Genomic DNA, 22,331 nt, shown 5'->3' with positions numbered 1-22,331 from the left:
TCGCAGTGCGGGTGAGCTTCCGCTTGGGGGATGGGTTCTGGTGGAAGCGTCCGGAGGGGTGGGTCGACGGATATAGTGGGGGTCCAAGTTACTCAGGCGCGGAAGGCCCTCCACCATGGTGGAGGGCCTTCCGTCTTGTCGGGTCAGGCCACCTGGAGCTTCGGCGGACCCTGGGGGCTGGGCGGGGTCTGCTGGTAGGCGGGGAGTCGGAGATTGGGGAGCTCGCCCGCCTGGATGCGGGCCAGCGTGACGCGGAACGCCGCGTCCATGTCCTGGGGGTTCTCGTACTTCGCCGCGAGCGGGTGGAGGCGGTAGGAGTTGCCGTTGCGCTCTCCGCTGCGTGGGCGCAGCACGATGTTCAGGTCGCAGAGCGGGGCCATGAGGCCGCTGACGGCCTGGGGGGTGACCCCGTACTCGGCGGCCATGTCCTTCTGCCGGACCGGCAGGGCGCCTCCGAAGTCGCTCCGCGAGACCAGGTACTGGAGGAACTTGACCGCGGACCCCGACAACGGCAGGGCCCAGATGCGCTCCGCGATGATGGGAGACATGACGTTAGCCATGGGAGAGCCTTCCTCGTGAACAGGTACCCGTAGCGGAGCCTGGCAGCAGCACTATCACCCGGTACGCCTCCTTCGGCGAAAGTCCTCCTCGGCCTCGAACCCGAGGTCGAGCTCCTCCTGGTGGGCTGCTTGCGGGCCCACCGCGTACGGAAACGTCTCGGCGTCGTGGTCGTGCCGGTCGGCGATCTCCGCGAGTACGTCGTGCTGTGCCGTGCTGTTGCCGTGGAACCACAGCCGCACGTTGATCTGGATGCGGCCGTTTCCGGCCTTCTCCACCCAGTTGTAGCCGCACAGCGCCTGGATGGCGCGGTTGACGGTGGAACGCGTGATCATCTTGCCGCCCTTGCGAGCGGCGATGGTGTTCAGCCCGTCGGTGATCTCCTGCTGCGTGTACTGGGCGATGCCGGTGCCCGGCACCTGCCCGCCGGCCACGAAGAGGAACACGCAGAGCTGGGACTTGGTGATGCTGTTGGCCACGGCGAGTTGGGCCAGCAGCTGGGTGAACCAGTTGCTGGCCAGGCTGTAGCCGGCGTCCCCGGCCATGTCGTGGACGGACCTGGGGTCCGCCGCGTACTCGAAGTGGACCCCCTTGAGCCGTCGGCGTCCTGCGGGGTCGGCGGCCTCGGCGACCTTCTCGCCGAGCTGCTCGCCGAGGACCGCCAGGATGTCTCCGAATTCGGCTTCGCTGCCCCCCTCGGTGGGGGCGGGTACGGGCCGGGGCCCGCGCCGGCGACGGGCGGGCGGATCAGATGTCACAGGACCTCCTTGTTACTCAGGCGGTCCGAGGGTATCCAAAAAATCAACTGCTGCTTGTCTTTTGCTGCCGCGGCGCGCCGGAGGGCACCTCTGGGCGGGAGCGCTCGAACGCGGCGCCAGAAGTACACGGTGGGTGGAGTTTTCGGGTCGCCGCGCGACAGAAGTCCACGTCAGGTTGATTTCGGGTGCCGTGATGGCGATACGTATGTGTATACAGCATGGATCTGGGTGCACCGCTCTGACCTGCGGTGTTGGCGGGCGGGTGCGGGGCTGGGAAAAATCAAGCAGTGCTTTAGTTTTTCGCGAAATGTGCTCGCCAGGTACACATTTCAGGGGCCGGAATGTGTCCTGGGGGACACATCACCTCGGACAAAACCGCAGGTCAGAGGCTTAAAATCGCGGCGGCCTCTTACTAAAAGAGCAACCGTCAAGCTGCCTCGGCGCGTGGGTGGTTGTGGCTGTGCCCCGTCTTGTGGGGTGGCCGCCCCGGGTGTTGGCTTGTCCAGGCTCTCGGAATCCCGGCCCCGTGCAACCTCAGCCGACGCACGTTCGGCGACTGGCTGCCGCAGCCGACAGTGATGCCCAGGCTCCCCCTCCTCAGGTCCGTCCGGCATCAGCCCCCTTGTGCCTGGCCCTCATGCCCAGTGAGGGCGCCCAGCGCCCGAGGGGTGCACCGGCGACCGTCAGGGAGCCGGGGCAGGGCGTGAGGGGGAGCGGGTCCAGGGCGCCTGAGCGCCTGGCGAGGGGGTCTGGGGGGCGAGCAGCCCCCCATGCCAAGGCCGGTCCAGCGCGGCCAGGCGCTGGCGGGGTCCAGGGGCTGGCCCCTGGGACGTACGGTCCGCGGGTGAGTGCGTACGAGAACCCCGACGGCGAAGTTGTCGTGGGGCATCACGGGCAACGTCTGGCAAATCCGGGCGACATGACGGGGCGGGCCTCTTCGCTTTCCTCCCCTGCGGTTAGTAAGGTACCCGCATGACCGCTCCATACGATCCGGAAGTCAGGGAAAAGGTAGTCGCCAAGCTGCCGGCCACCCTGCGGCAGGAACTCAAGGTCCGCGCAGCGCAGTTGGGCGTGGACATCCAGGACGCCGTGACCGAGGGCGTCCACGCCTGGCGGGCCGACACGTCCGCGGCGACGGCCGTCGACACCGCGGGGGCCTCCTCCTTCTCGACGTACCTGCCCACTGGGCTGTACGGGGACTTCAAGGAGGACTGCCGGGCGCGGGAGGTCCCGTACAACCAGGGCCTGGCCCAGTCCATCCGCCTCTGGCTCGACACCCATCCCTCCCCGGCCGGCCGCCGTCGTCCCGCTCACGAGGGTGCCCGCCGGATCGTGGTCTGCAATCAGAAGGGCGGTGTGGGCAAGAGCGCCATCAGCAACGGCCTTTCCCAGGCCCTCGCCGAGACCGGTGCCCGCGTGTGCGTGATCGACTTCGACCCGCAGGGGCACCTGACGCGTCACCTGGGTGCCGGGATGCTCGGCATCAAGGAGCCCAGTCTGGCCAAGCACATGCTCGGTGAGATCGACGGCCGGATCCGCGACCTGCTCGTCCCGATCGAGCACGGGGTGTTCGCGGGCCGCCTCTTCCTGCTGCCCTCCTGCAAGGACGCCTTCCTCCTCGACGCCCGGCTGGCCACGACCCGCCACGTCCGGACCAAGGAGACCGCTCTGGAGAAGGCCCTGGAGGAGCTGGAGAAGGAGTTCGACTACATCGTGGTCGACTGCCCGCCGAGCCTCGGCTACACCATGGACACCGCCCTCTACTACGCGCGCACCCGTGAGGGCGAGGCCGCCAAGACGTCGGGCCTGATCATCCCCGTGCAGGCTGAGGACACCTCCGCAGACGCGTACGACATGCTCAGCGAGCAGCTGGAGGACCTCGTCGACGACCTCGGTATCGAGATCGCGGAGCTCGGGTTCGTGGTCAACCTGTACGACAGCCGCAAGGGCTACGTCGTCACCTCCTCCCTCAACAGCTGGAAGGAGTTCGGCGATCCGCCGGTCATCACCGTCATCGCCGATCTGAAGGAGCAGCGCGAGGCCGTCCGCGTCAAGCTGCCCCTCCTGCACTACGCGCCGGAGTGCGAGCAGGCCGAGGCCATGCGTGAGATCGCCCGGAGGATCGCGGCATGAGCAAGAGTGACCTCCTCGGCACCGGCGCGGCCTTCAGCAACGCGCGCCGGACCGCAGGCCGGAGCGAGCGCGGGCGGGCGAAGGCCGTCGCGCAGGGCGACGTGCCGGCGTACGAGCTGATCCGCGTCCCCCTCGACCAGGTCTGTCCCACTCCCCTCAATCCCCGCCGGAACTTCGGCACGGACGAGGAGAAGGCCCGCTTCGGTGAGGAGCTGCGGCAGGCGCAGCTGTCGGCGTGTGTCGTGGTCAGTCGGGGCGCGTATCTGGCGCTCTGGCCGGACCATGAGGGCCGGATCGGTGCGGCCACGTACGTCCTCATCAACGGGGAGCGGCGATTCCGCAGCGCGCTGCATGTGGGGTTGGAGTCCCTGGACTTCGTCGTCCGCGACGACCTGGCGGGCTCCCGTACGGACTTCATCGACCACCTGCTCGCGGAGAACCTCGAACGCGAGGACTTCGACGTGATCGAGCGCGCGCGGGGTGTGCGGCAGCTGGTCGACTCGTGCGCGGAGCAGGGCCGGGAGCACGGGGCGAAGTCGCGTGCGGCGGAGCGGCTGGGCAAGTCTCCGTCGTGGGTCACCAATCAGCTGGTGCTGCTGGAGCTGCCCGAGGAGATCCAGCGCATGCTCAGCTCGGGGGAGATGCCGGAGCGTGACGGGCGTCTTCTGGCGCGCGCCGCGAAGGACCGTCCGGGGGCCGACGGGGCCGCCCTGCTGGACCTCCTCCGGGAGAGCAAGGCGCAGGAGGCCGAGGTGAGGGCCGCTCAGCGGGAGGTGCTGCGCGAGGCCCTCGAGGTGCGCGAGGCGGCTCCGGTGCGGGTCGCGGCGGCGGACGATGTGCCGGGCCCGGGTGGGCCGGAGGAAGGGGCGCCGCAGCCCCGACTTTTGTCCGCGGACAAAAGTCGGGGGGCGGGGACGGCGTCGGCGGGGGGTGCGGAGCCGGGTCCGGGTGCGGCTGCCGTTGCCGGGCCGGGGGCTGATGCGGTGGCCGGGCCGGGGGCGGGTGCCGTCGTTGAGGCGGGTGCGGGTGCGGGCGTGAGCCGGGACCGGTTCGCCGAGGGGGTGCGGACGTCGGAGGCGGCCGCTGCGGCCACGGCGGATGAGCCGGAGACGGTAATTCCGGTTCAAGCGACTCGGCTGGAGACGGGTCCGGTGTCGTGGAGCGACCCGCAGGCGGTCTTCGAGGCGATCCGCCAGAACATGCCGCCGAAGCAGCGCGCGGAGCTGACCATGCTCCTGATCGACAGCAACGGCAGGACCGGGCACCGCTGAGTGCCGGTCCCTCCGTGGCGACGGCCCGACTTTTGTCCGCGGACAAAAGTCGGGCCGTTCCTGTGGGTGGGGGAGAGGGAGGCAGGGGAGGGGAGGGGAGGGGAGGGGAGGGGGCGTCCGCCGACTTTTGTCCGCGGACAAAAGTCGGCTCGGGGCGGGAGCGGGGTCGGCCTAGGGAAACGCTGACGGGGGCGTTGTTGGATGTGGGTATGACTGAATCACAAGGACAGGAACCGGCGGACGCCGAAGGCCGGGCGGCCATCAGGGCGGCGGACGGGGATCGGGACGCGGTCGCGGAGCGGTTGCGCGTGGCCGCGGGGGAGGGGCGGCTCGATCTGGCCGAGTTGGAGGAGCGGCTGGAGCAGACGTACGCGTCGAAGACGTATGCGGAACTGGAGGGTCTGCTCGCGGACCTGCCTGCGGACGGTGGCTGGCCCGGGGACGGGACGCTGGTGCTCAAGACGCACCTGACGGCTATCCGGCAGTCGGGGGCCTGGGTGGTCCCTCCGCGGATCGTGGCCGAGTGCGGGATGCTGAACATCCTGATCGACTTCACAGCGGCCACCTGCGCGCACCGTGAGGTGACCCTGGAGGCCTCGTGCGGGATGGGGACGGTCCAGGTCGTGGTGCCGGACGGGTGGGAGGTGCGGATCGACCCGGCGAGCACGAACACGGCGCGCGTCGCCAACCGGGCGGACGGGCCGGTGGATCCGACGGCACCGGTGCTGACGGTCGTCGGCCACCCGCGCTCCGGGTGGATCCGGATCAAGCGGGCCCGCCGGTAGGAGTGCTCACCGAGGCCCTCCCGCGACGGGGGAAGGCACGAGAGGGCCTCGGGTTCGGGCGGCCGGTCGGCGGGGGAGTCGACCGGGCGCCCTGTGGTGACAACGGTACGGATCGCGGGCGCCGCCGGGGATGGAGTTCGGAGTACAGGTGGGGTGGTGAAAACTGCACCCCGCACGAGATCGGCACGATCGGCGCTCGAACGGGCCGTGGGAAACTGGGCCGGTGCTCGCTCCGAACTCCCGGGAACTACGACGTGAGGCGCCGACCGGAGCGGTCGGCGTCCTGACAACCCTGCGGGCGCACGTGATGGTGCCGCTGCGCGGCGCGGCGCTCGCGGCCTTGGGTCTGCTGGGGCTGCTGGCCCTGCTGCCGGCCGCGGTCGCGGTGGGTGTCGGCGCGGTGGGTGCGCTGGACCTGTTCCGGCGTCTGCCCCGGTTGCGGCGCGAGCTGGCCGGGCGGTGGTCGGAGGTGCCCGTCGACGATCCCTACCTGCCCGAGCCGCCGGAACCCCGGCAGCGTGACAGCGGGCTGTACCGCGACGGCAGGCAGCTGTACGCCTCGTACGGCTCGGCGGTGCGCCGCAGGCGGGTGCGGCAGGTGCGGCGGGATCCGGCGACGAGACGGGACCTGGCCTTCCTGCTGTTCGACCCGTTCGTCGGGGTTCCGTTGGCTTCGCTGCCCGGGGCGTTGGTGGCCGGTGGTCTGTACGCGGTGGTCGCGGCCCTGTGCCGGGCGGCCGGCGGTGTCGGCCTGCCGGGGACGGCGTGGGCCGGTGCGGTGGTGGTGGCCGGGGTCGGGCTGGTGTCGCTCGCGACGGGGCTGACGGTCGGGCCGCTGGTGCTGTGGGTGCACGGGTGTTGGACGCGGCTGCTGCTGGCCCGCCGGGTCGCGCCGGCGGTGGTGTCCGACGGGGGTGCGCTGGGCCGGCGTCTGCGGATGCTGGGCGCCGGGGCCTTCCTTTCGCTGCTGTCGGCAGCCGGCGCGGTGCTGGCCGTCGTCCAGGTGGTGGCGCTGGTGGTCGGGGTGTGCACCGGGCTGGTGCTGCTCTTCCCGAAGGCCGTGGGGTTCGCCCGCCGCTTCGTCGTGCTGAGCCGGCGGCTCGCCGGCGACTGGCTGGGCGTGGAGATCCAGGCGCCCTATCTGCCCGCTCCGGAGCCGGTGCGACGCGGGGCGGACGGCTACTACCAGTACGGGCGGCGGCTGTACCGCACCCCCTACCTGGTGCGGCAGTTGCAGCTGATGCGCCACACCTCGGGTGATCCGGCGGTGTGGCGGGACCTGCTGTGGTCGGCGGTCAATCCGTTCGTGGCCGCCGTGCTGCTGGCGGTGCCGCTGGTCGTCGTGGGGTTCTCGGTCTTCGGGCTCGTCGTGCCCGGGGTGCTGGACCTGGTGGCGGACGGGACGGGCCCGTACAGCTTCTGGGACGCGGCGCTGCGCCGGCTGCCGGTGGGCGGCGCCCTCGCGGGCGTCCCGTGGGCGGCGGTCGCGGTGGGCGCGGTGCTGGTGGCGGCGGTGTCGTGGGTGGCACCGTACGCGCTGCGGGCACACGCCCGCTTCGCGCTGCTGCTGCTGCGGCCGACCCGGCACGCGCAGCTGGCCCGGCGCGTGGAGCGGCTGACGGAGACCCGGGCGGACGCCACCGGGGTGCAGGCCGCCGAACTCCGCCGCATCGAACGGGACCTGCACGACGGGGCCCAGGTGACGCTGGTGGCGATCGGGATGACACTGCGGGTGGTGGAGCGGCGGCTGGGGGAGGAGGCTCCGGAGCTGCGCGAGCTGGTGGCCGAGGCCCGCCGGCAGTCGTCGACGGCCCTGGCCCAGCTGCGGGACCTGGTGCGGGGCATCCACCCGCCGGTCCTCGCGGAGCGGGGCGTGGGCGACGCGGTCCGCGCGGTGGCGCTGGACTACCCGCTGGACGTCGAGGTGACGGTGGACGTTCCCGGCCGCCTCGAGGCTCCGGTGGAGGCGTGCGCGTACTTCGCGGTGTGCGAGGTGCTCGCGAACGCCGCCAAGCATTCCGGGGCCTCCCGGGTGCGCATCGACCTGCGGCACTCCGACGGGGTGCTGCGGATGACGGTGGGCGACGACGGCCGGGGCGGGGCCGATACGGCCAAGGGCACGGGCCTCGCGGGCGTGCGCCGCCGGCTGGGTACATTCGACGGAGATCTGTTCGTGAGCAGCCCGGTGGGCGGCCCGACACTTGTGACCATGGAGCTGCCATGCGTGTTGTCCTCGCCGAGGACCAGTTCCTCCTGAGGGAGGGAATGGTGCGGCTGCTGGAGTCGTACGAGTTCGAGGTCGTCGCGGCCGTCGACAACGGACCGGAGCTGTCGCGGGCGTTGACGCGGCACCGGCCGGACATCGCCGTGGTCGACGTGCGGCTGCCGCCCACGTTCACCGACGAGGGGCTGCAGGCGGCGCTGGCGGCCCGCCGGGAGATTCCGGGGCTGCCCGTGCTGGTGCTGTCGCAGCACGTGGAGCAGCTGTACGCGCGCGAACTGCTGGCCGACGGGCGGGGCGGGATCGGGTACCTGCTCAAGGACCGCGTCTTCAGCGACGAGGAGTTCGTCGACGCGCTGCGCCGCGTGGCGGGCGGCGGGACGGCGATGGACCCCGAGGTGATCTCCAAGCTGGTGGCGCGGGGCGAGCACAGCGGGCCGTTGAGTTCGTTGACCGAGCGTGAGCTCCAGGTGCTGGAGCTGATGGCGGAGGGGAGGTCCAACGCGGGGATCGCGCAGGAGCTGCACCTGAGCGACAGCGCCGTCAGCAAGCATTCGGCGAGCATCTTCACCAAGCTGGAGCTGACGCAGGACAACAGCGACAACCGGAGGGTCCTGGCGGTGCTTGCGTACCTGAACGCCCCGCAGAACTGAGGGGCGATCGCCAGGGGGTGGAGTTTTCTGCACTGCAGGTGTGCTCACAGCTCCATTCCGGCGCCCTGGGTCCGGCCCGTAGTTTCGTGTTCAGAAGGCGGGCCACACGGTCCGGACAGGGACCAGGCCACGGGCAAGGGAGTCAGACGGTGATGACGGCGGAGCAGGAGCAGACCGAACAGCAGCAGACCGCGACGAAGGCCGACACGAAGGCCGAGAAGAAGGCCAAGGGCAAGGACCCGAAGGCGGATCTGATCCGGACCGCGTTCATGGAGGTCGGCGTCCCCCTCGGCCTCTACTACGGCCTGCGCGGAGCCGGCCTGGGCCAGTGGCTGTCCCTGTTCATCAGCGGCGCCCTGCCCCTGGCCCAGCTCGTCTACAAGATGGCCACCGAACGCCGCGTCTCGGCCGTCACCCTCTTCACCCTGAGCATCATGGCCGCCGGCACCGCCATCACACTCCTCACCGGTGACGCCCGCCTCCTCCTCGCCCGCGAGAGCTACCTCACCGGCCTGCTCGGCCTGTGGATGATCGCCACCCTCTTCGCCAAGCGGCCCTTCATGTTCACCACCATGACCAAGATGCTGCCCGAAGAGACCGCCCGGACCTGGCACGCCAACTGGAACAACCACGCACGCTTCCGCAACGTCATGCGCTGGATGTCCCTCGCCTGGGGCGCCGCCTTCCTCATCGACTCCGCCGCCCGCATCCTCATGGCCTACACCCTCCCCGTCGACCTCGTCCCCGTCCTCTCCGTCATCCTCCTCATCGGCATGCTCATGACCGTCGTCAAGATCAGCAAGACCTACGGACGCCGCATGATGGCCGAACTCACCTGACACACCACACACAACGAAGTGGGCCGCCCCCCTCGCGGGGACGGCCCACTTCGGCGTCCGGACGGAAATCCCTGATGGTTGCGGCAGGTAACGATATGGCCTTTCCACCGGCCTTTCGGTAGGCGACCACGCGATTTCGTGATCTTTGGCCTTGGATTCCCGGCAGCCCTGTCGGTGTAACCGAAGATCGCGGACGAGAATGATCGCTTCGTACCAGCCATTGGTATTCAGGGACTGGAGGGACCGAATTCCGGAATCAGGCGACGGTACGCGCGGCGGAGGCGGATCCCCGCTGCGAGCGCTCGGTCTTCATGCCCACGCGCCGCGGCTCGATCGTGCGGGGGTCCACGGCCTCGCCGGGGGCGCCGGCACGGTAGAGGCCGTCGGGTTCCGCGTCGCGGTCGTGCGGCAGCAGGTAGAACACGCGGCGCTTCTGCAGGCCGCTGTCGGGGTCGGCCTCCGAGGTGTCGCAGAGCTCGGCGAACCCCACCATGCGGCCGTCCCGGTAGTAGCGGGGCTTGCCGCGCCTGCGCGGGGTCTTGTCGAGGGCCTGGCGTACGTAGTCGAGTCCGGCGGGATCCTCCAGCCACACCACCCTGTCCTCGTGGGTGAGGTCGCTTGCCTGCAGTAGCGAGCTCATGGCTTTCGCCCCTCCTCGGGTTGGGTGCACGCCGTGCTCTTCGAACTGACTGCCCACGCTACCGGGCGACACACGCGCGCATGGGCGGTACGCCGGGTAACGGCCCGTGACTGACTCGTTCGCTGTAGACGCATGGTAGGCGGCAAAGTGGTGTACCAGACAGTAGGACCGAGCGGGTTGACACCCGGAACGGTCCGATCGCACCGTGCTCTCATCCGGATTCGTCGGCGAGCAGGGCAAGACCGGGATAGAACTTGGCGCCGTTGGAACGGAGCATCTCGCTGGGTGAGGAAATGCCGACCTCGGCACGGATGCGTGTTGCGAAGGCGCGGGTGGTCGCGGGCCGTAGCCCCTCGTCATCTTGGCACCAGTTGCTATAGGTGCGGTAGAGCGCGCCTTGTTCGACCTTCAGGTCGCGGGGCTCCTCGGAGCCGTCCCCGGTGGTGCAGCACTCGGCGAGGAAGCGTCCGATGTGGTCCTCGGTGGTGGCGTAGGCCTGGGTCGCGGTGCGCACGACGGCGGGGCCGCCGAGGGACGGTTTGGTCCGGAGGTAGGACATGGCGCCCTGGATCATCCAGTGGAGGATGCCGGCCCCCTCGTGGCTGACGAGCTCCTCCGCAAGGTTGTCGATCTTGCGGTGGTCCGGGACCACCTTGTCGAACGGGATCAGGCGGATGCGGCGCCAGAAGGCGTGGCCCCCGGTCCCGACCTCGGGGCGGTGGTTGCCGAGCAGCCACAGCTTGTGGGTGGGTTCGAAGCTGAAGTAGTCCTGCCGCATGCGGCGCGCCTTGAGGCGGTCCCCTCCGGTGAGGAGCTTGACGCGGGCCTCGTCGAACTTGTCGTGCGGTTTGAGCTCGCTGCAGACGAACAGGCGGCGGCCGTGGAGCTCGGTCAGCTCGGTGGAGTGCTCGTTGAACTTGCCCCGCTCCATCAGGAAGCCGGGCGGCGCCACGTCGGCGTAGTCGCCCAGGATCTTGATGACGATGTCCATGAGGGCGGACTTGCCGTTGGCGCCGATGCCGTAGAGGAAGGGCAGGACCTGGCCGCCGACGTCGCCGGTGATGGAGTAGCCGAGCAGGAGATGAACGAAGTTGATCATCTCCTTGCCCTTGTCGTCGTCGCCGAAGGTCTCCGTCAGGAACCGGGCGAAGCGGGGCGTGGGGCTGGCCTCGGGCGCGAGGTAGGTCGCACGGGAGTGGAGGTCCCTGAGCGGGTCCGGCTTGTGGAGCTCGCCCGTGCGCAGGTCGACGACGCCGGCGGGGGTGCACAGGGCGTACTTGTCGCCGTCGAGGGTGTCGGGGTCCAGGGCCAGTTCGGGTGAGGCCTTGGCCTGCGCGAGCATGGCCTTGACCCCGGAGGTCGACATGGCCCGCTTGCGGTGCTGGACGAGTTCACGGTCGGTGAAGTGGCCCCTGGGGTCGTGGAGCGGCATCTCCTCGGCCATGTCGCCGGCCGCCCAGATCGCCGCCTTCTCGCCTCCTGTGCGCTTCCACCGGTACTCGTCCCACACGTACCAGCCGAGGCCCTCGACATGGCGGAAGCGGTGGTTGTGCAGGTGGGCGAAGAGCTTGGCGTTGCCGCGGTCGGTCAGGTTGACCAGCAGGCCGGACTGGACGAAGTCGTCGGGCCTGCTGCCCGCCGGGGGAGTGGAGACCTGCTGGGCGGGCAGCTTGGCGGTCGCGCGGGGCTCGGCGGCGAAGACCGCGAGCTGCTCCGCGGCGGCGTGCGCGTCGAAGCCGGTGCTTCCTTCGCTGCTCATGAGCGTCCCTCGGGATGGATGGGGCGGTGGCTGCCGGCGCGGAGCGCGGAGTCGATGACGAGTTGGTTGCGGCGCGGTTGGGCGGGGCGTGCCGTGTGCGCGGCCTCGGTGAGGAGGGTGGCGCACTCGGGCAGGGTGATGTGGCCCGCGGCGGCGAGGCCGCCGGCGGTGAAGGCCGCGCGGTTGAGCTTGTCGGTGAAGGCCGTGCCCGACGGCGCGCCGGCGCAGCCCCGGACCTCGTCCAGGAGGGGCCCGAGGATGCGGTGGGCGGCGCCGGCCCGGCCGGGCGGCGAGGCCCGCCGGACCCGGGACACGGGAGCGGGTACCGGGGTGGGCGCGGGGGTCGTGGGGTGGTGGCCGGTACGGGCGAGTTCGGCGTGCAGCCACAGCGGCAGCGGTGCGGGGGTACGGGCCCCGGGCAGGGCCTCGTAGGCGCCGTCGGCCGTCCGGGTGCCGGGCGCGACGATGTACCCGCCGGTGGCGCGTACGTCGACCTGCCAGGCGAGGGCGGTACGGGTGCCGGTCCCGCTGGAGGAGCGGATGGGCGGGCTCCCCAGGGGGGCGCGGTACCAGATGTGCAGGCCTCCGGTGGGTGTGCGGACGCGCAGGGTGGTCTCGTCCAGGGCGGGGTCGGGCCGCCCCCGGTGTGCGGCGAGGAGCGCGAGGGTGTCGTAGCCGGTGCTCAGGCCGGTGAGGTCGACGCGGTCATCGATGTCGATGCCCGGCAGGAGCCGCCGGCGGTCGGGCAGCGGGGCCGGGTGGGTGTCGACGTCGAGGACGACGAGGCCGGCGGGGCCGCACGAGACCCCGACGCCGAAGCGGGGCTGCCTGCGCCACCAGTCCCTGATGAGGCCGGTGTCGGTGGTGGCGGCGTGGAAGCCGTGGCACCACAGCCCGTTCGCCGGGCAGGGGCAGCCCGACGGGGCGTGGGGTTCCTCCCTGCAGCGTATGCAGTTGGCCGCCGGGGTCTTGGACCCCGGGGCGAGGGGATGCACGGGCAGTCCCCGGGACGCCAGCCAGAGGGCGACCTCGAGTTCCCGGCCTGCCTCGGCTGCCGCTGGTGACGGCGATGCGCTGCGGGCTGGCACGTGTCTTCCCTCGGCTGTCAGAGCTGATGGTTCGGTTGTCCCGGGATGGTGGGATACCGGCCCCCTGAACCCCTGTTCAGGGACTGAAGGGACCAAAGTTTCACAATGCCTGACCCTAACGCAGCGACACGCCGGAGTGGCGCAGGACGCTTGACCGTTTCGTTTTCTCAGTCCCTTGAGTCCCTTGGGTCCCCGGGTGGAGGGCGGTCCCCGTGAGGGGGTCGGGTTCGGTCCCTCCGGGCGGTTGCCGCCGGGAGGCAGGGACTGAGGGGAGGGGGCGGCGCCTGGGGCCCCTCTGCCCGGGACCCCGACTCCCCTCGGGACAGGGGCGGAACCGCCGTCGGGCACAGTTCGGTCCCTGTCGCTTCAGTCACTGACGAACCTGCAGGTCAGCGGGCTGGGGCTCGATTCAGAGGGACTGAAGGGACTCAACTTCCCAGTTATGACGCGAATAATGCACATGTAGCTTCTTACGCCCGCGCATACACGCACGCACGTAAAGGCTGGAACAGTGGAAATTGAGTCCCTTCAGTCCCTGTTCTGGGTACTGAAACTGCTCTGGCCTGCGGAAACGTGGAGGGACTGAAAGGGGCAGGGACCGAGGGACCGAACGGTGCGCCGTGGTCTCGACGGGCCGGGGGTGGTGTCCGGGGGGTGTTTCGGGGCCCAAGGGCTTCAGACCCTGTCCGGGAGCGGGGAGGGTCTGAAGGAGTACCGGTCCTCAGAGGGTCCGAACAATGTCAAGTCGTCCCGGGGGGACGGGTACGGATACGCCGAAGTGGGCCGTCCCCGCGAGGGGGGCGGCCCACTTCGTTGTGTGTGGTGTGTCAGGTGAGTTCGGCCATCATGCGGCGTCCGTAGGTCTTGCTGATCTTGACGACGGTCATGAGCATGCCGATGAGGAGGATGACGGAGAGGACGGGGACGAGGTCGACGGGGAGGGTGTAGGCCATGAGGATGCGGGCGGCGGAGTCGATGAGGAAGGCGGCGCCCCAGGCGAGGGACATCCAGCGCATGACGTTGCGGAAGCGTGCGTGGTTGTTCCAGTTGGCGTGCCAGGTCCGGGCGGTCTCTTCGGGCAGCATCTTGGTCATGGTGGTGAACATGAAGGGCCGCTTGGCGAAGAGGGTGGCGATCATCCACAGGCCGAGCAGGCCGGTGAGGTAGCTCTCGCGGGCGAGGAGGAGGCGGGCGTCACCGGTGAGGAGTGTGATGGCGGTGCCGGCGGCCATGATGCTCAGGGTGAAGAGGGTGACGGCCGAGACGCGGCGTTCGGTGGCCATCTTGTAGACGAGCTGGGCCAGGGGCAGGGCGCCGCTGATGAACAGGGACAGCCACTGGCCCAGGCCGGCTCCGCGCAGGCCGTAGTAGAGGCCGAGGGGGACGCCGACCTCCATGAACGCGGTCCGGATCAGATCCGCCTTCGGGTCCTTGCCCTTGGCCTTCTTCTCGGCCTTCGTGTCGGCCTTCGTCGCGGTCTGCTGCTGTTCGGTCTGCTCCTGCTCCGCCGTCATCACCGTCTGACTCCCTTGCCCGTGGCCTGGTCCCTGTCCGGACCGTGTGGCCCGCCTTCTGAACACGAAACTACGGGCCGGACCCAGGGCGCCGGAATGGAGCTGTGAGCACACCTGCAGTGCAGAAAACTCCACCCCCACGGCCAGGGGGCGCGTGGGGGTGGAGAGGGGCTGGAAGGGCCGTCAGACGGCGGCGCCGCTCCTGCGGGTGACGCGGGGAGCCGGAATGGGGGAGGGGGCCTTGTCCGTGGCTTCCGGGACGCGGGGGGCCGTCGCGGTGAGGCGGAAGAAGCCCTTGTCGTCGATGTGGGAGGTCATCCGGCCGCCCACGGCGGCCAGGCGCAGGCGCAGGTTGCCCAGGCCGTTGCCGGAGTCCGCCGCGACCGCCTGGGGCTCACCGCCGACTCCGTCGTTGACCAGGCACAGCGACACGTGGTCGTCGTCGACGGTGGCGCGGATCGAGCAGTGCCGCATCTTGCTGTGGCGCAGCGCGTTGGTGATGCCCTCGCGCAGGACCGTGGCGAGCACGGTGTCGACGTCGGGGTCGAGCAGGCCCGTGGTGGCCGTGACGTCGACGTCGGCGGTGATGTCCGCGGCGGTCAGGATGGCGCGGGCCGAACGGGCCTCGGCGCTCAGCGTCATGTCCCGGTAGCCGCTGGCGACCGTGCGGACGTCGGCGAGGGCCTGGCGGGACAGGTCCAGTACGCCGGCCACCTCCTCCTGGGCCCGTTCCGGGGAGGCGTTGATCAGGCGGGCCGTCAGCTCGGACTTGAGGGTGATCGCGGACAGGCTGTAGCCGAGGAGGTCGTGGAGGTCCTGGGCGAAGCGCAGCCGCTCGTTGGAGACGGCCACGCGCGCGAGTTCGGCGCGGGCGGCGTGCAGCGCGACGATCAGCCGGGACAGGGTGGACAGGCCGTAGACGACGAGGCCGGTGAGCGCGGTGGCGATGGCGAAGTACGCGGTGTCGTTGACGCCCATGCCCAGGATGACCGGGTAGCCGACCATGCTGAGCGTGATCGCGGCGTAGAGGATCCAGCCGACCCGTACCGGGGTGAGCAGCAGGACGGAGGCGGCGAGGAAGCCGGCCATGCCGCCCCACTCCCAGCCGAACAGCGTCAGCGGCAGGTAGGTCATGAGGGCCTGCGCGGAGAGGGTGAGCAGGCGCGAGCGGCGGGAGGCCAGGCGGGCGCCGGGTGCCGAGTGCTTGAGCTGGAGGACGAACAGGACGGCCAGGCAGGAGCAGCAGGCGAGGAAGACGGGGCCGGAGTCGTTCGCGGCGCGGACGTTGAGCAGCGAGATCACCGCGTAGCAGGTCACGGCCACGACGGTGATCGACCGTGCGAGGGTGGGCGCGGGTATCGCCTCTTCGGCCCTGGAGAGCTGGGCGGCGTTTTCCGGGCCTGATCGGGCAGCGGGCTCCGCGGAGAGTCTCCTCCGGCTCGCTGACGATCCGGACCAGCGGAGACTGAGCATCTTCCACCCCTTTGTGCTTTCCCCTGATAACTCAGGGTCGAATATAGGTCGAAGTTGACTCGAGTGTCCTGCGGGCCGAAATGTAACGTCAGACACGTTTGGAGCCCCTGCCGTGCCGTTGTGGCAGGTCAGGGGCTCGGGGTCGGGCGTTTTGGAGGGACCGGTTCTGGCGTTCGCGGATTTCGGGGTTTTCAGACGAACAGCGGTACGGGGTTGAGGTCTTCGTAGGCGGTGGGCCGCGTGAGACGCCCCAGGGCGACAGGGACGTCGAAGAGGCGGCCGGGCGCGAACCGCGCCCAGAAGTGGCGCAGTCCCGGGACCACGACCTTCACCACCGGCAGGCCGATGTCGGGGCGGGTCTGGTCGAGGACCATCAGGTCCAGCCCGCGCGAGCGGGTCAGGGCGACGATCGCCTCGACGTCGTCGCGCAGGTCCGCCCGCTCCTCGAACGCCCAGTGGGCCGGGGTGCGGGGCGGGAGGGACGCATCGGGCAGCAGGTAGGGCTGGTTGGCCACCGTCGCGCCGCTCCACCAGGCGCGGGCGGTGGGATCGTCGACGCCGTAGCCGGTGCCGTCGGGCCGCACGTCGAGCACGGCCGGGATCAGCTGGTTCATCTCGGTCACGGCGCGGCGCAGGGCGATGCGCGGGTCGAAGTGGGCGCCGAAGCCGAACATGACGTCCTCGGCGGGCTTGTCGGTGCGCCGCGACAGCGCCACCATGACGGGGATGCCGAGGTCGGACGTCAGGTCGAGGACCCACAGGCGGCGGTTCATGCCCGCGTACACCTGCCGGGTCCGCTCCAGCCACGGGTCGTCGAAGGAGGCGAGGTCGACGCCGGGCTGCCGGGTGCGGTTGTACCACCACAGGGCGACCGCGTCCCGCTCGACCAGTTCCAGGAAGCCCTGGACGATGGCGTCCTCGCGGCTGCTGCCGGCGGCGTTGCCGTTGGAGTCGGCGCGGACGCTGCTGGTGCGGGTCAGGGTGTCGAAGTAGAGCATCGACGTCGGCAGCAGCCGCCGGCGCTCTTCGCCCAGCGACCACACCGGGGTCCACTCCATGGCCTCGCGCTCGTCGAAGGCGGAGCACACGTACTGGAAGCCGCCGTGGCGGGCGTTCCAGGCTTCGCGGCCGCGGATCTGGCGCGGGTCGTAGAGCTGGCAGGAGTCGGGGTGGACGGCGATGTCGCCCAGGCCGCGCAGGCTGTCGCGGACGACGAGTTCGTCGCCCTGGCGCGTGCCGCAGTACCGCTCGACGGTCTCGCACAGGGTGCTGACCTTGGCGTCGATCTCGGTGAGGCCCTTGCCGCCGCTGAGCGAGCGCAGGCCGGCGCGCAGCGAGGCCAGGTTCTGCCCGGCGCCGCCGGCGAGGTTGCGTCCGGAGGTGTAGGCGTGCAGGCCCGGGGGAGTGCGCCGGTCGCGGCGCAGCTGCTGGACGACGCCGGTGACGGGGCTGACCAGGTGGCCGTAGCGGTCCATCATCTGCTGCGGCGTCAGGGCGCGGTGCCCGCCGGACTCCTGTACCGCCTTGGGCCGGGACTCCACGGTGACCGGGCGGCGGGCCTGCTCGGCCATCAGGCCGGGGTCCCCGCACTCGGGGCACTGGGGGCGGCGGGAGACGGTGTGGTGGCGGCTCTCCAGCGTGAGGCTGTCCAGCGTCCAGACCGCGTCCTGGCCGTCGCAGCGGGTGCCGGCGAGCCACTTGGCGGCTTCCAGTACGGCGGTGTGCAGGCCCAGGGCCCGGCCGGCGGCGATGGAGGCCTGGGGGCGGGGCACCGGCCCGTCGAGGCCGAGGGCGCGCTGTACCGGGGACTCCGACATGCGGTGGTCGCGCAGCCGGAACGCCAGGCAGGACCAGCAGGCGCTTTCGCCGGGGCGGAAGAGCGGGCCGACCCAGACGTCGGCGCGGCACGTCCGGGCGAGCAGCCAGGGGCGGCCGAGGGCCCGCTGGCGGGCGTCGATCTCGCGCAGCCGCGGGTGCAGGTAGTCCTCGCACAGCACCAGGGTGAGCTCCGGTGCCGCCTCGGAGCCGGCCTCCGGGGCCGCCGGCGGCGCGTCGGCGCCGTCGGCGGGCACCACGGTCAGGCCGGAGGCCCGGCAGGCCTCCTCCGCGGCCGTGCGGTCGACACGGCCGGCGGTGAGCACCTCGACGGTGCGGGTGGTCAGGCGGGTGGTGGTGCTGGGGCCGTCGAGCCCGGCGAGGTCCCAGTAGGCGTCGGCGCGCGCGTCGGTGTCGCGGCCGTCGGGACGCAGGGCGACCAGCTCGGCGGCGGCGAGCCCCCGCAGGGTCCGGCCCACCTCCGCCGCGTCCAGCACCGCCGACGCCTCCTCGACCAGCTCGCGCATGGTGCGCGTCCCGTCCAGCAGCGGTGCGAGCACTTCCATGCAGGGACTCGGCAGCGCGGTCACCTTCCGCTCCGACAGCAGGTAGGTGGCTTCCCCCGGGACGACCTCGGCGCGCAGGTGGTTCCTGAACCCGACGCGCGGCAGGCCCGCCGCGCCCCCGCCCGCCGCGCCCCCGCCCGCCGCGCCCCCGCCCGCCGTCACGCGGCGACCGCGCCCAGCGCGGCGAAGTGACGGACGGTGTCGACGGGCTGGAGCATGCAGAAGGAGAGCATCGCGACGTTGTCGTCGCCCAGGCCGTCCAGGTCCTCCACGATGAACCGGTCCTCCGTGGCGGCCGGGCCGCACAGTGCCACCAGCTCGGCTTCGAACGCGTCTACGACCTTCATGAACTCTCCCCGTTGATGCTCCGACCGCCGCGTCCTCTAGCGGCGTTCCAGCGTGATACGAGGATTCTTGTACGAGCGTGATCACTGTGCCAGTGCCCGGATCACTGAGCCGCATATGAGATCTTCACCCCTCCCTCGTTAGTGCGGCACTGGGGCGGGAGGCCCCCCGCTGCCACGATCGTGACGGCCGGTCAGCACTGCACCGGCCACAACCGGAACGTGTGCGACGCATGGGGGACAGACGCGTGGAGGTCAAGGTTTTGGGCCCGATGGAGGCCTACGAGAACGGCGTGCCCATCGTGCCCAGCGCGCCCAAGCAACGCCAGATCCTGGCTCTCCTCGCGCTGCAGGCACCCCAGGCGGTGACCGTGCCCAGCCTGATGGAGGAGCTGTGGGGGGAGGAGATCCCGCGCAGCGCCTCGCCGACCCTGCAGACGTACATCCTCCAGCTGCGCCGGCGCATCGGCGCGGCGCACTCCGACCCCGGCATCCGCCCCCGGGACATCCTGGCGACCCGCTTCGGCGGCTACCTCCTGGACGTGCCCGCCGACCGCGTCGACGCCCGCGAGTTCGAGCGCCTCGCGCAGGCCGGCCGCCGCGCCTTCGACGCCGGCGACGACTTCACGGCCTCCGAACTGCTCCGGGCCGCACTCCAGTTGTGGCGGGGCCCGGCGCTGGTCGACGTACCGGTCGGGCGGGTCCTGGAACTGGAGCTCATGCGCCTCGAGGAGGGCCGCATGGCCGCCCTGGAGCAGCGCATCGAGGCCGACCTGCGCCTCGGCCGGCACGCCGGGCTGCTGGGCGAGCTGCGCGTCCTGGCCGCCCAGCACCCGCTGCACGAGAACCTGTGCGCCCAGCTCATGATCGCGCTCTACCGCTGCGGAGCCCCCGGGCGGGCCCTCGACGCGTACGGGGTGCTCAGCGACAACCTGGTCGAGAGCCTCGGCCTGAACCCCTCGCCGCGGCTGCAGCGCCTGCAGCACGCGGTGCTCACCGCCGACCCGGCGCTGGAGCTGCCCGACACCACCGCCCGGTACGCGGTCCGCTGAGCCGGCCGGGAGCCCACGTGAAGACGACGGAACAGCAAACGGAACGACTGGCGGAGCACCGCGCCGGCACCCGCGCGGAGCTGCGCGTGGAACGCCGGGCGCAGCTGCGGGCGCTCCAGGAGGCGTTCGAGGGGACCGCCGCGGGCGAGGGGCGTGTGGCCGTCGTCACCGGCCCGGTCGGCTGCGGCAAGACCGATGTGCTGCACGCCCTGTGCCGGCACGCCGCCCGCGCCGGGGCCCTGGTGCTGACCGCCACCGGCGTCCGCGCCGAACGCCACCTCGGTTTCGGGGTCCTCGACCGCCTCCTCGACGACCCGCAGCTGCCACCCGCCACGGCCGGCCACGTCCGCGCCCTGCTGGCCACGGCGGAGCGGGAAGGCGCCGCACCGGCCGGGCGTCCCGCCGCGCCGGCGGCGGGCGCCGGCCGCGGCGAGCAGCCCATGGCGCCCGCGCGCGCCCGTGAACTGCGCGACCTGTGCGGCGTGCTGCGCGAAGCCGCCCGCCATCGGCCGCTGGTCGTCGCCGTCGACGACCTGCAGCACGCCGACCGGCCGTCGGTGGCCGCCCTGATGTACCTGCACCGCAGGCTGCGGACCTCCCGCGTGCTGATGGTGCTCACCGACGGGGGCGCCGACGCACCCGACGGGACCGGCCCGCGCGCCGAGCTCGCCGGGGACCCCGACTGCCGCACCGTGCGCGTCGCCCCGCTGACCCGGCGCGGCGTCGCCGAACTCCTCGCCGCCCGCCTCGACCCGTGCACCGCGGACCGGCTGGCCGCCGAATGCCACGCCCTGACCGGCGGGAACCCCCTGCTCGTCCATGCCTTCGCCGACGACCGCCTCGCCGCGGGCGACCACGACGGGGAGACCCCCGTGGGCGGCTCCTTCGCCGCCGCCCTGCGCACGTGCCTGCTGCGCTGCGACGAGGGCGCCGCCGATGCCGCGCGCGCCCTGGCCGTCCTCGGCGACCTCGCCCCGGCCTCCCTGGTGGCCCGCATGCTAGGCACCGGCGTCGAAGCCGCCGCCCGGGACCTGGCCGCCCTGACGGAGGCCGGCCTCCTCGACGAAGGCCGCTTCCGCCACCCCGCCGCGCACGCCGCCGTCCTCGCCGGCTGTGAGGACGCCGACCGCCGCGACCGCCACCTGCGCGCCGCCCGGCTGCTGCACGAGGACGGGGCGCCGGGGGCCGCCGTCGCCCGCCAGCTCGTCGCCGCCCGGCAGGCCCCCGGCCCCTGGGCGGTCACCGTGCTGCGCGAGGCGGCCGAAGGGGAGGCCGCCGCGGACCGCGACCGCTTCGCCGCCGACTGCCTCGAACTCGCCGTCCGGGCCTGCCAGGACCCGGGCGAACGGGCCGCGCTGACCGCGCTGCTGGTGCGCAACCGGTGGCGTACCAGCCCCTCGGTCGCCGCCCGCCACCTGGGCGCGCTGGAGGCCCACGCCCGCGACGGACTGCTCTCGGCGCGCGACGGCGCCACCCTCGCCCTGGCGCGGCTGTGGCTGGGCCGCTCCGCCGACGCCCCGCCCCGGCCGGCGCCCGGGCCGCAGGGGACCGGCTTCGCGGACGCCGGCCGGCACCACGCGGACGTGACCCGGGCCCGCCGCCTGCTCTACTGGGACGCGGACGCGGACGCGGACGCCGCCCACGCCGACGCCGACGCCGGACCCGGCGGACCGGAGACCTCCGCGGAGGCGGCCACCGCCGACGCGGAACTGACCCTGCAGAGCACCCGCATCGGCGAGACCGCGCTGGAATCGGCGATGGCCGCCCTGTACGCACTGCTGTACGCCGACCGGACCGGCCAGGCCGCCCACTGGTGCGACACGCTCGTCGCCGAGGCCACCGCGCGCCGCGAGACGACCTGGCGGGCCGTGCTCACGGGCATACGCGCGGAGATCGCCGTACGCCAGGGCGCGCTCGCCGACGCCGAACGCCACGCCCGCACCGCGCTGGCCGTGCTCCCGCCCGAGGACTGGGGGGTCGCCATCGGCATCCCCCTCGCCGCCCGCCTCGTCGCCTGCACCGTCACCGGCCGCACCGAGGACGCCCAGCGGGTCCTCGCGCAGCGCGTGCCGCAGGAGATGTTCGGCACCCGCTTCGGCGGCCAGTACCTGTACGCCCGCGGCCGCCACTACCTCGCCGTCGGGCGGCTGCGCGCCGCCCTGGAGGACTTCCGGCGCTGCGGCGAACTGATGGCGGAGCGCGGCGTCGACCGGCCCGCCCTCATCGCCTGGCGCGGCGGCGCCGCCACCGCCTGCCTGGGCCTGGGACTGCGGGAACGCGCGGGCGAGTTCATCGGCGAACAGATGGAGCTGTCCGCACCCGAGCACATCCGGGTGCGGGGCTCCTCCCTGCGCACCATCGCCGCCCTCGGCGAGGCACGGCGCCGCCCCGCCCTGCTGTGGGAGGCCATCACCCTGCTGCAGGAGGCCGGGGACCGCCTGGAACTGGTCGGCGCGCTCGCCGACCTGAGCTGCGCCCACCACGAACTCGGCGACTACAACCGGGCGCGGATGATGGCCGGCCGCGCCGTGAAGCTCGCCCAGGACTGCGACGCCCCGTCGCTGTGCGAACGGCTCCTGCCCCACCCCGCCGTCCTCGACCCGGCACCGCCCGCGGACACCGGCCCCGCCGAAGCCCGCGCCGACGCCATCGCCACACTGAGCGACGCGGAACGGCGGGTGGCCGCCCTGGCGGCCGTCGGCCACTCCAACAGGGAGATCGGACGCGAACTGTTCATCACGGTCAGCACCGTCGAACAGCACCTGACCCGGGTCTACCGCAAGCTGCGCATCAGCCGGCGCGCCGACCTGCCCGCCGAACTCCCGCTCGGCCTGCCGGGTGCCGCCTGACACCTTCCGGCCC

17 protein-coding genes are annotated in these 22,331 nt (G+C 72.0%); 8 read left to right on the top strand and 9 right to left on the bottom strand.

The features are described 5' to 3' along the window. Positions 1-143 precede the first annotated feature (143 nt). Both BX286_RS35900 and BX286_RS35895 read right to left on the bottom strand, forming a co-directional pair. A complete protein-coding gene (locus BX286_RS35900) occupies positions 144-560 on the bottom strand; it encodes a hypothetical protein (protein WP_079432459.1) in 417 nt (138 codons plus the stop codon). Between the two features lie 54 nt (positions 561-614). After that, positions 615-1,316, bottom strand: a complete 702-nt coding sequence (locus tag BX286_RS35895) for a hypothetical protein (protein ID WP_121017952.1) — start codon at positions 1,314-1,316, stop codon at positions 615-617. Between the two features lie 972 nt (positions 1,317-2,288). On the opposite strand from BX286_RS35895, the gene BX286_RS35890 reads away from it, so the two are divergent. From BX286_RS35890 to BX286_RS35865, 6 genes are all read left to right on the top strand, one after another. Beyond that, positions 2,289-3,449, top strand: coding sequence for a ParA family protein (locus BX286_RS35890; protein ID WP_079432457.1), 1,161 nt, complete (start codon positions 2,289-2,291; stop codon positions 3,447-3,449). Next, the gene (locus tag BX286_RS35885) at positions 3,446-4,720 is read left to right on the top strand and encodes a ParB/RepB/Spo0J family partition protein (RefSeq protein WP_121017951.1); all 1,275 of its coding nucleotides are present in this window, start codon (positions 3,446-3,448) and stop codon (positions 4,718-4,720) included. The genes BX286_RS35890 and BX286_RS35885 overlap by 4 nt, the downstream gene beginning before the upstream one ends. Positions 4,721-4,929: 209 nt before the next feature. Beyond that, complete coding sequence (locus tag BX286_RS35880) at positions 4,930-5,505, top strand: DUF1707 domain-containing protein (protein ID WP_237293463.1); 576 nt, start codon at positions 4,930-4,932, stop codon at positions 5,503-5,505. A gap of 223 nt (positions 5,506-5,728) precedes the next feature. Next, entirely contained in the window at positions 5,729-7,762 is a 2,034-nt protein-coding gene (locus tag BX286_RS35875) for a sensor domain-containing protein (protein ID WP_123996033.1), read from the top strand. Next, positions 7,726-8,379, top strand: coding sequence for a response regulator transcription factor (locus BX286_RS35870; protein ID WP_079432455.1), 654 nt, complete (start codon positions 7,726-7,728; stop codon positions 8,377-8,379). Before BX286_RS35875 ends, BX286_RS35870 begins: the two co-directional genes overlap by 37 nt. Positions 8,380-8,531: 152 nt before the next feature. Next, entirely contained in the window at positions 8,532-9,218 is a 687-nt protein-coding gene (locus BX286_RS35865) for a VC0807 family protein (RefSeq protein ID WP_121017950.1), read from the top strand. 256 nt (positions 9,219-9,474) lie between these two features. Here the strand turns inward: BX286_RS35865 and BX286_RS35860 are convergent, their stop codons facing one another. The 7 genes from BX286_RS35860 to BX286_RS37805 form a co-directional block, all read right to left on the bottom strand. After that, positions 9,475-9,858, bottom strand: coding sequence for a DUF6009 family protein (locus tag BX286_RS35860; protein ID WP_079432453.1), 384 nt, complete (start codon positions 9,856-9,858; stop codon positions 9,475-9,477). Positions 9,859-10,069: 211 nt separating this feature from the next. Continuing rightward, on the bottom strand, positions 10,070-11,617 hold the full coding sequence (locus BX286_RS35855; protein WP_079432452.1) for a phage/plasmid primase, P4 family: 1,548 nt from the start codon (positions 11,615-11,617) through the stop codon (positions 10,070-10,072). Then, on the bottom strand, positions 11,614-12,612 hold the full coding sequence (locus BX286_RS35850; RefSeq protein ID WP_237293462.1) for a bifunctional DNA primase/polymerase: 999 nt from the start codon (positions 12,610-12,612) through the stop codon (positions 11,614-11,616). The genes BX286_RS35855 and BX286_RS35850 overlap by 4 nt, the downstream gene beginning before the upstream one ends. 920 nt (positions 12,613-13,532) lie before the next feature. After that, positions 13,533-14,219 carry a VC0807 family protein gene (locus tag BX286_RS35845; RefSeq protein WP_121017950.1) on the bottom strand — a complete coding sequence of 229 codons (687 nt, stop codon included), beginning with the start codon at positions 14,217-14,219 and terminating at the stop codon, positions 13,533-13,535. Positions 14,220-14,402: 183 nt separating this feature from the next. Next, a complete protein-coding gene (locus tag BX286_RS35840; protein WP_261993699.1) occupies positions 14,403-15,536 on the bottom strand; it encodes a sensor histidine kinase in 1,134 nt (377 codons plus the stop codon). Positions 15,537-15,883: 347 nt separating this feature from the next. Continuing rightward, positions 15,884-18,235, bottom strand: a complete 2,352-nt coding sequence (locus tag BX286_RS35835; RefSeq protein ID WP_398898928.1) for a TOMM precursor leader peptide-binding protein — start codon at positions 18,233-18,235, stop codon at positions 15,884-15,886. Further along, the gene (locus tag BX286_RS37805; protein ID WP_167747668.1) at positions 18,232-18,420 is read right to left on the bottom strand and encodes a hypothetical protein; all 189 of its coding nucleotides are present in this window, start codon (positions 18,418-18,420) and stop codon (positions 18,232-18,234) included. Before BX286_RS37805 ends, BX286_RS35835 begins: the two co-directional genes overlap by 4 nt. 245 nt (positions 18,421-18,665) lie before the next feature. Here BX286_RS37805 and BX286_RS35830 point away from each other — a divergent pair, with 245 nt between their 5' ends. Together BX286_RS35830 and BX286_RS35825 are read left to right on the top strand one after the other, a co-directional pair. Then, positions 18,666-19,469 (top strand): AfsR/SARP family transcriptional regulator, encoded by an 804-nt coding sequence (locus tag BX286_RS35830; protein WP_079432469.1) that lies wholly within the window; start codon positions 18,666-18,668, stop codon positions 19,467-19,469. A gap of 17 nt (positions 19,470-19,486) precedes the next feature. Then, entirely contained in the window at positions 19,487-22,318 is a 2,832-nt protein-coding gene (locus BX286_RS35825; protein ID WP_187344334.1) for an AAA family ATPase, read from the top strand. Positions 22,319-22,331 lie beyond the last annotated feature (13 nt).

Source organism: Streptomyces sp. 3211.6, from assembly GCF_003634815.1.
GTDB classification, from domain to species: Bacteria; Actinomycetota; Actinomycetes; order Streptomycetales; family Streptomycetaceae; genus Streptomyces; species Streptomyces katrae_A.
The sequence above is the reverse complement of the archived record's forward strand: the minus strand, read 5'-3'. Positions and strand labels throughout refer to the sequence as shown.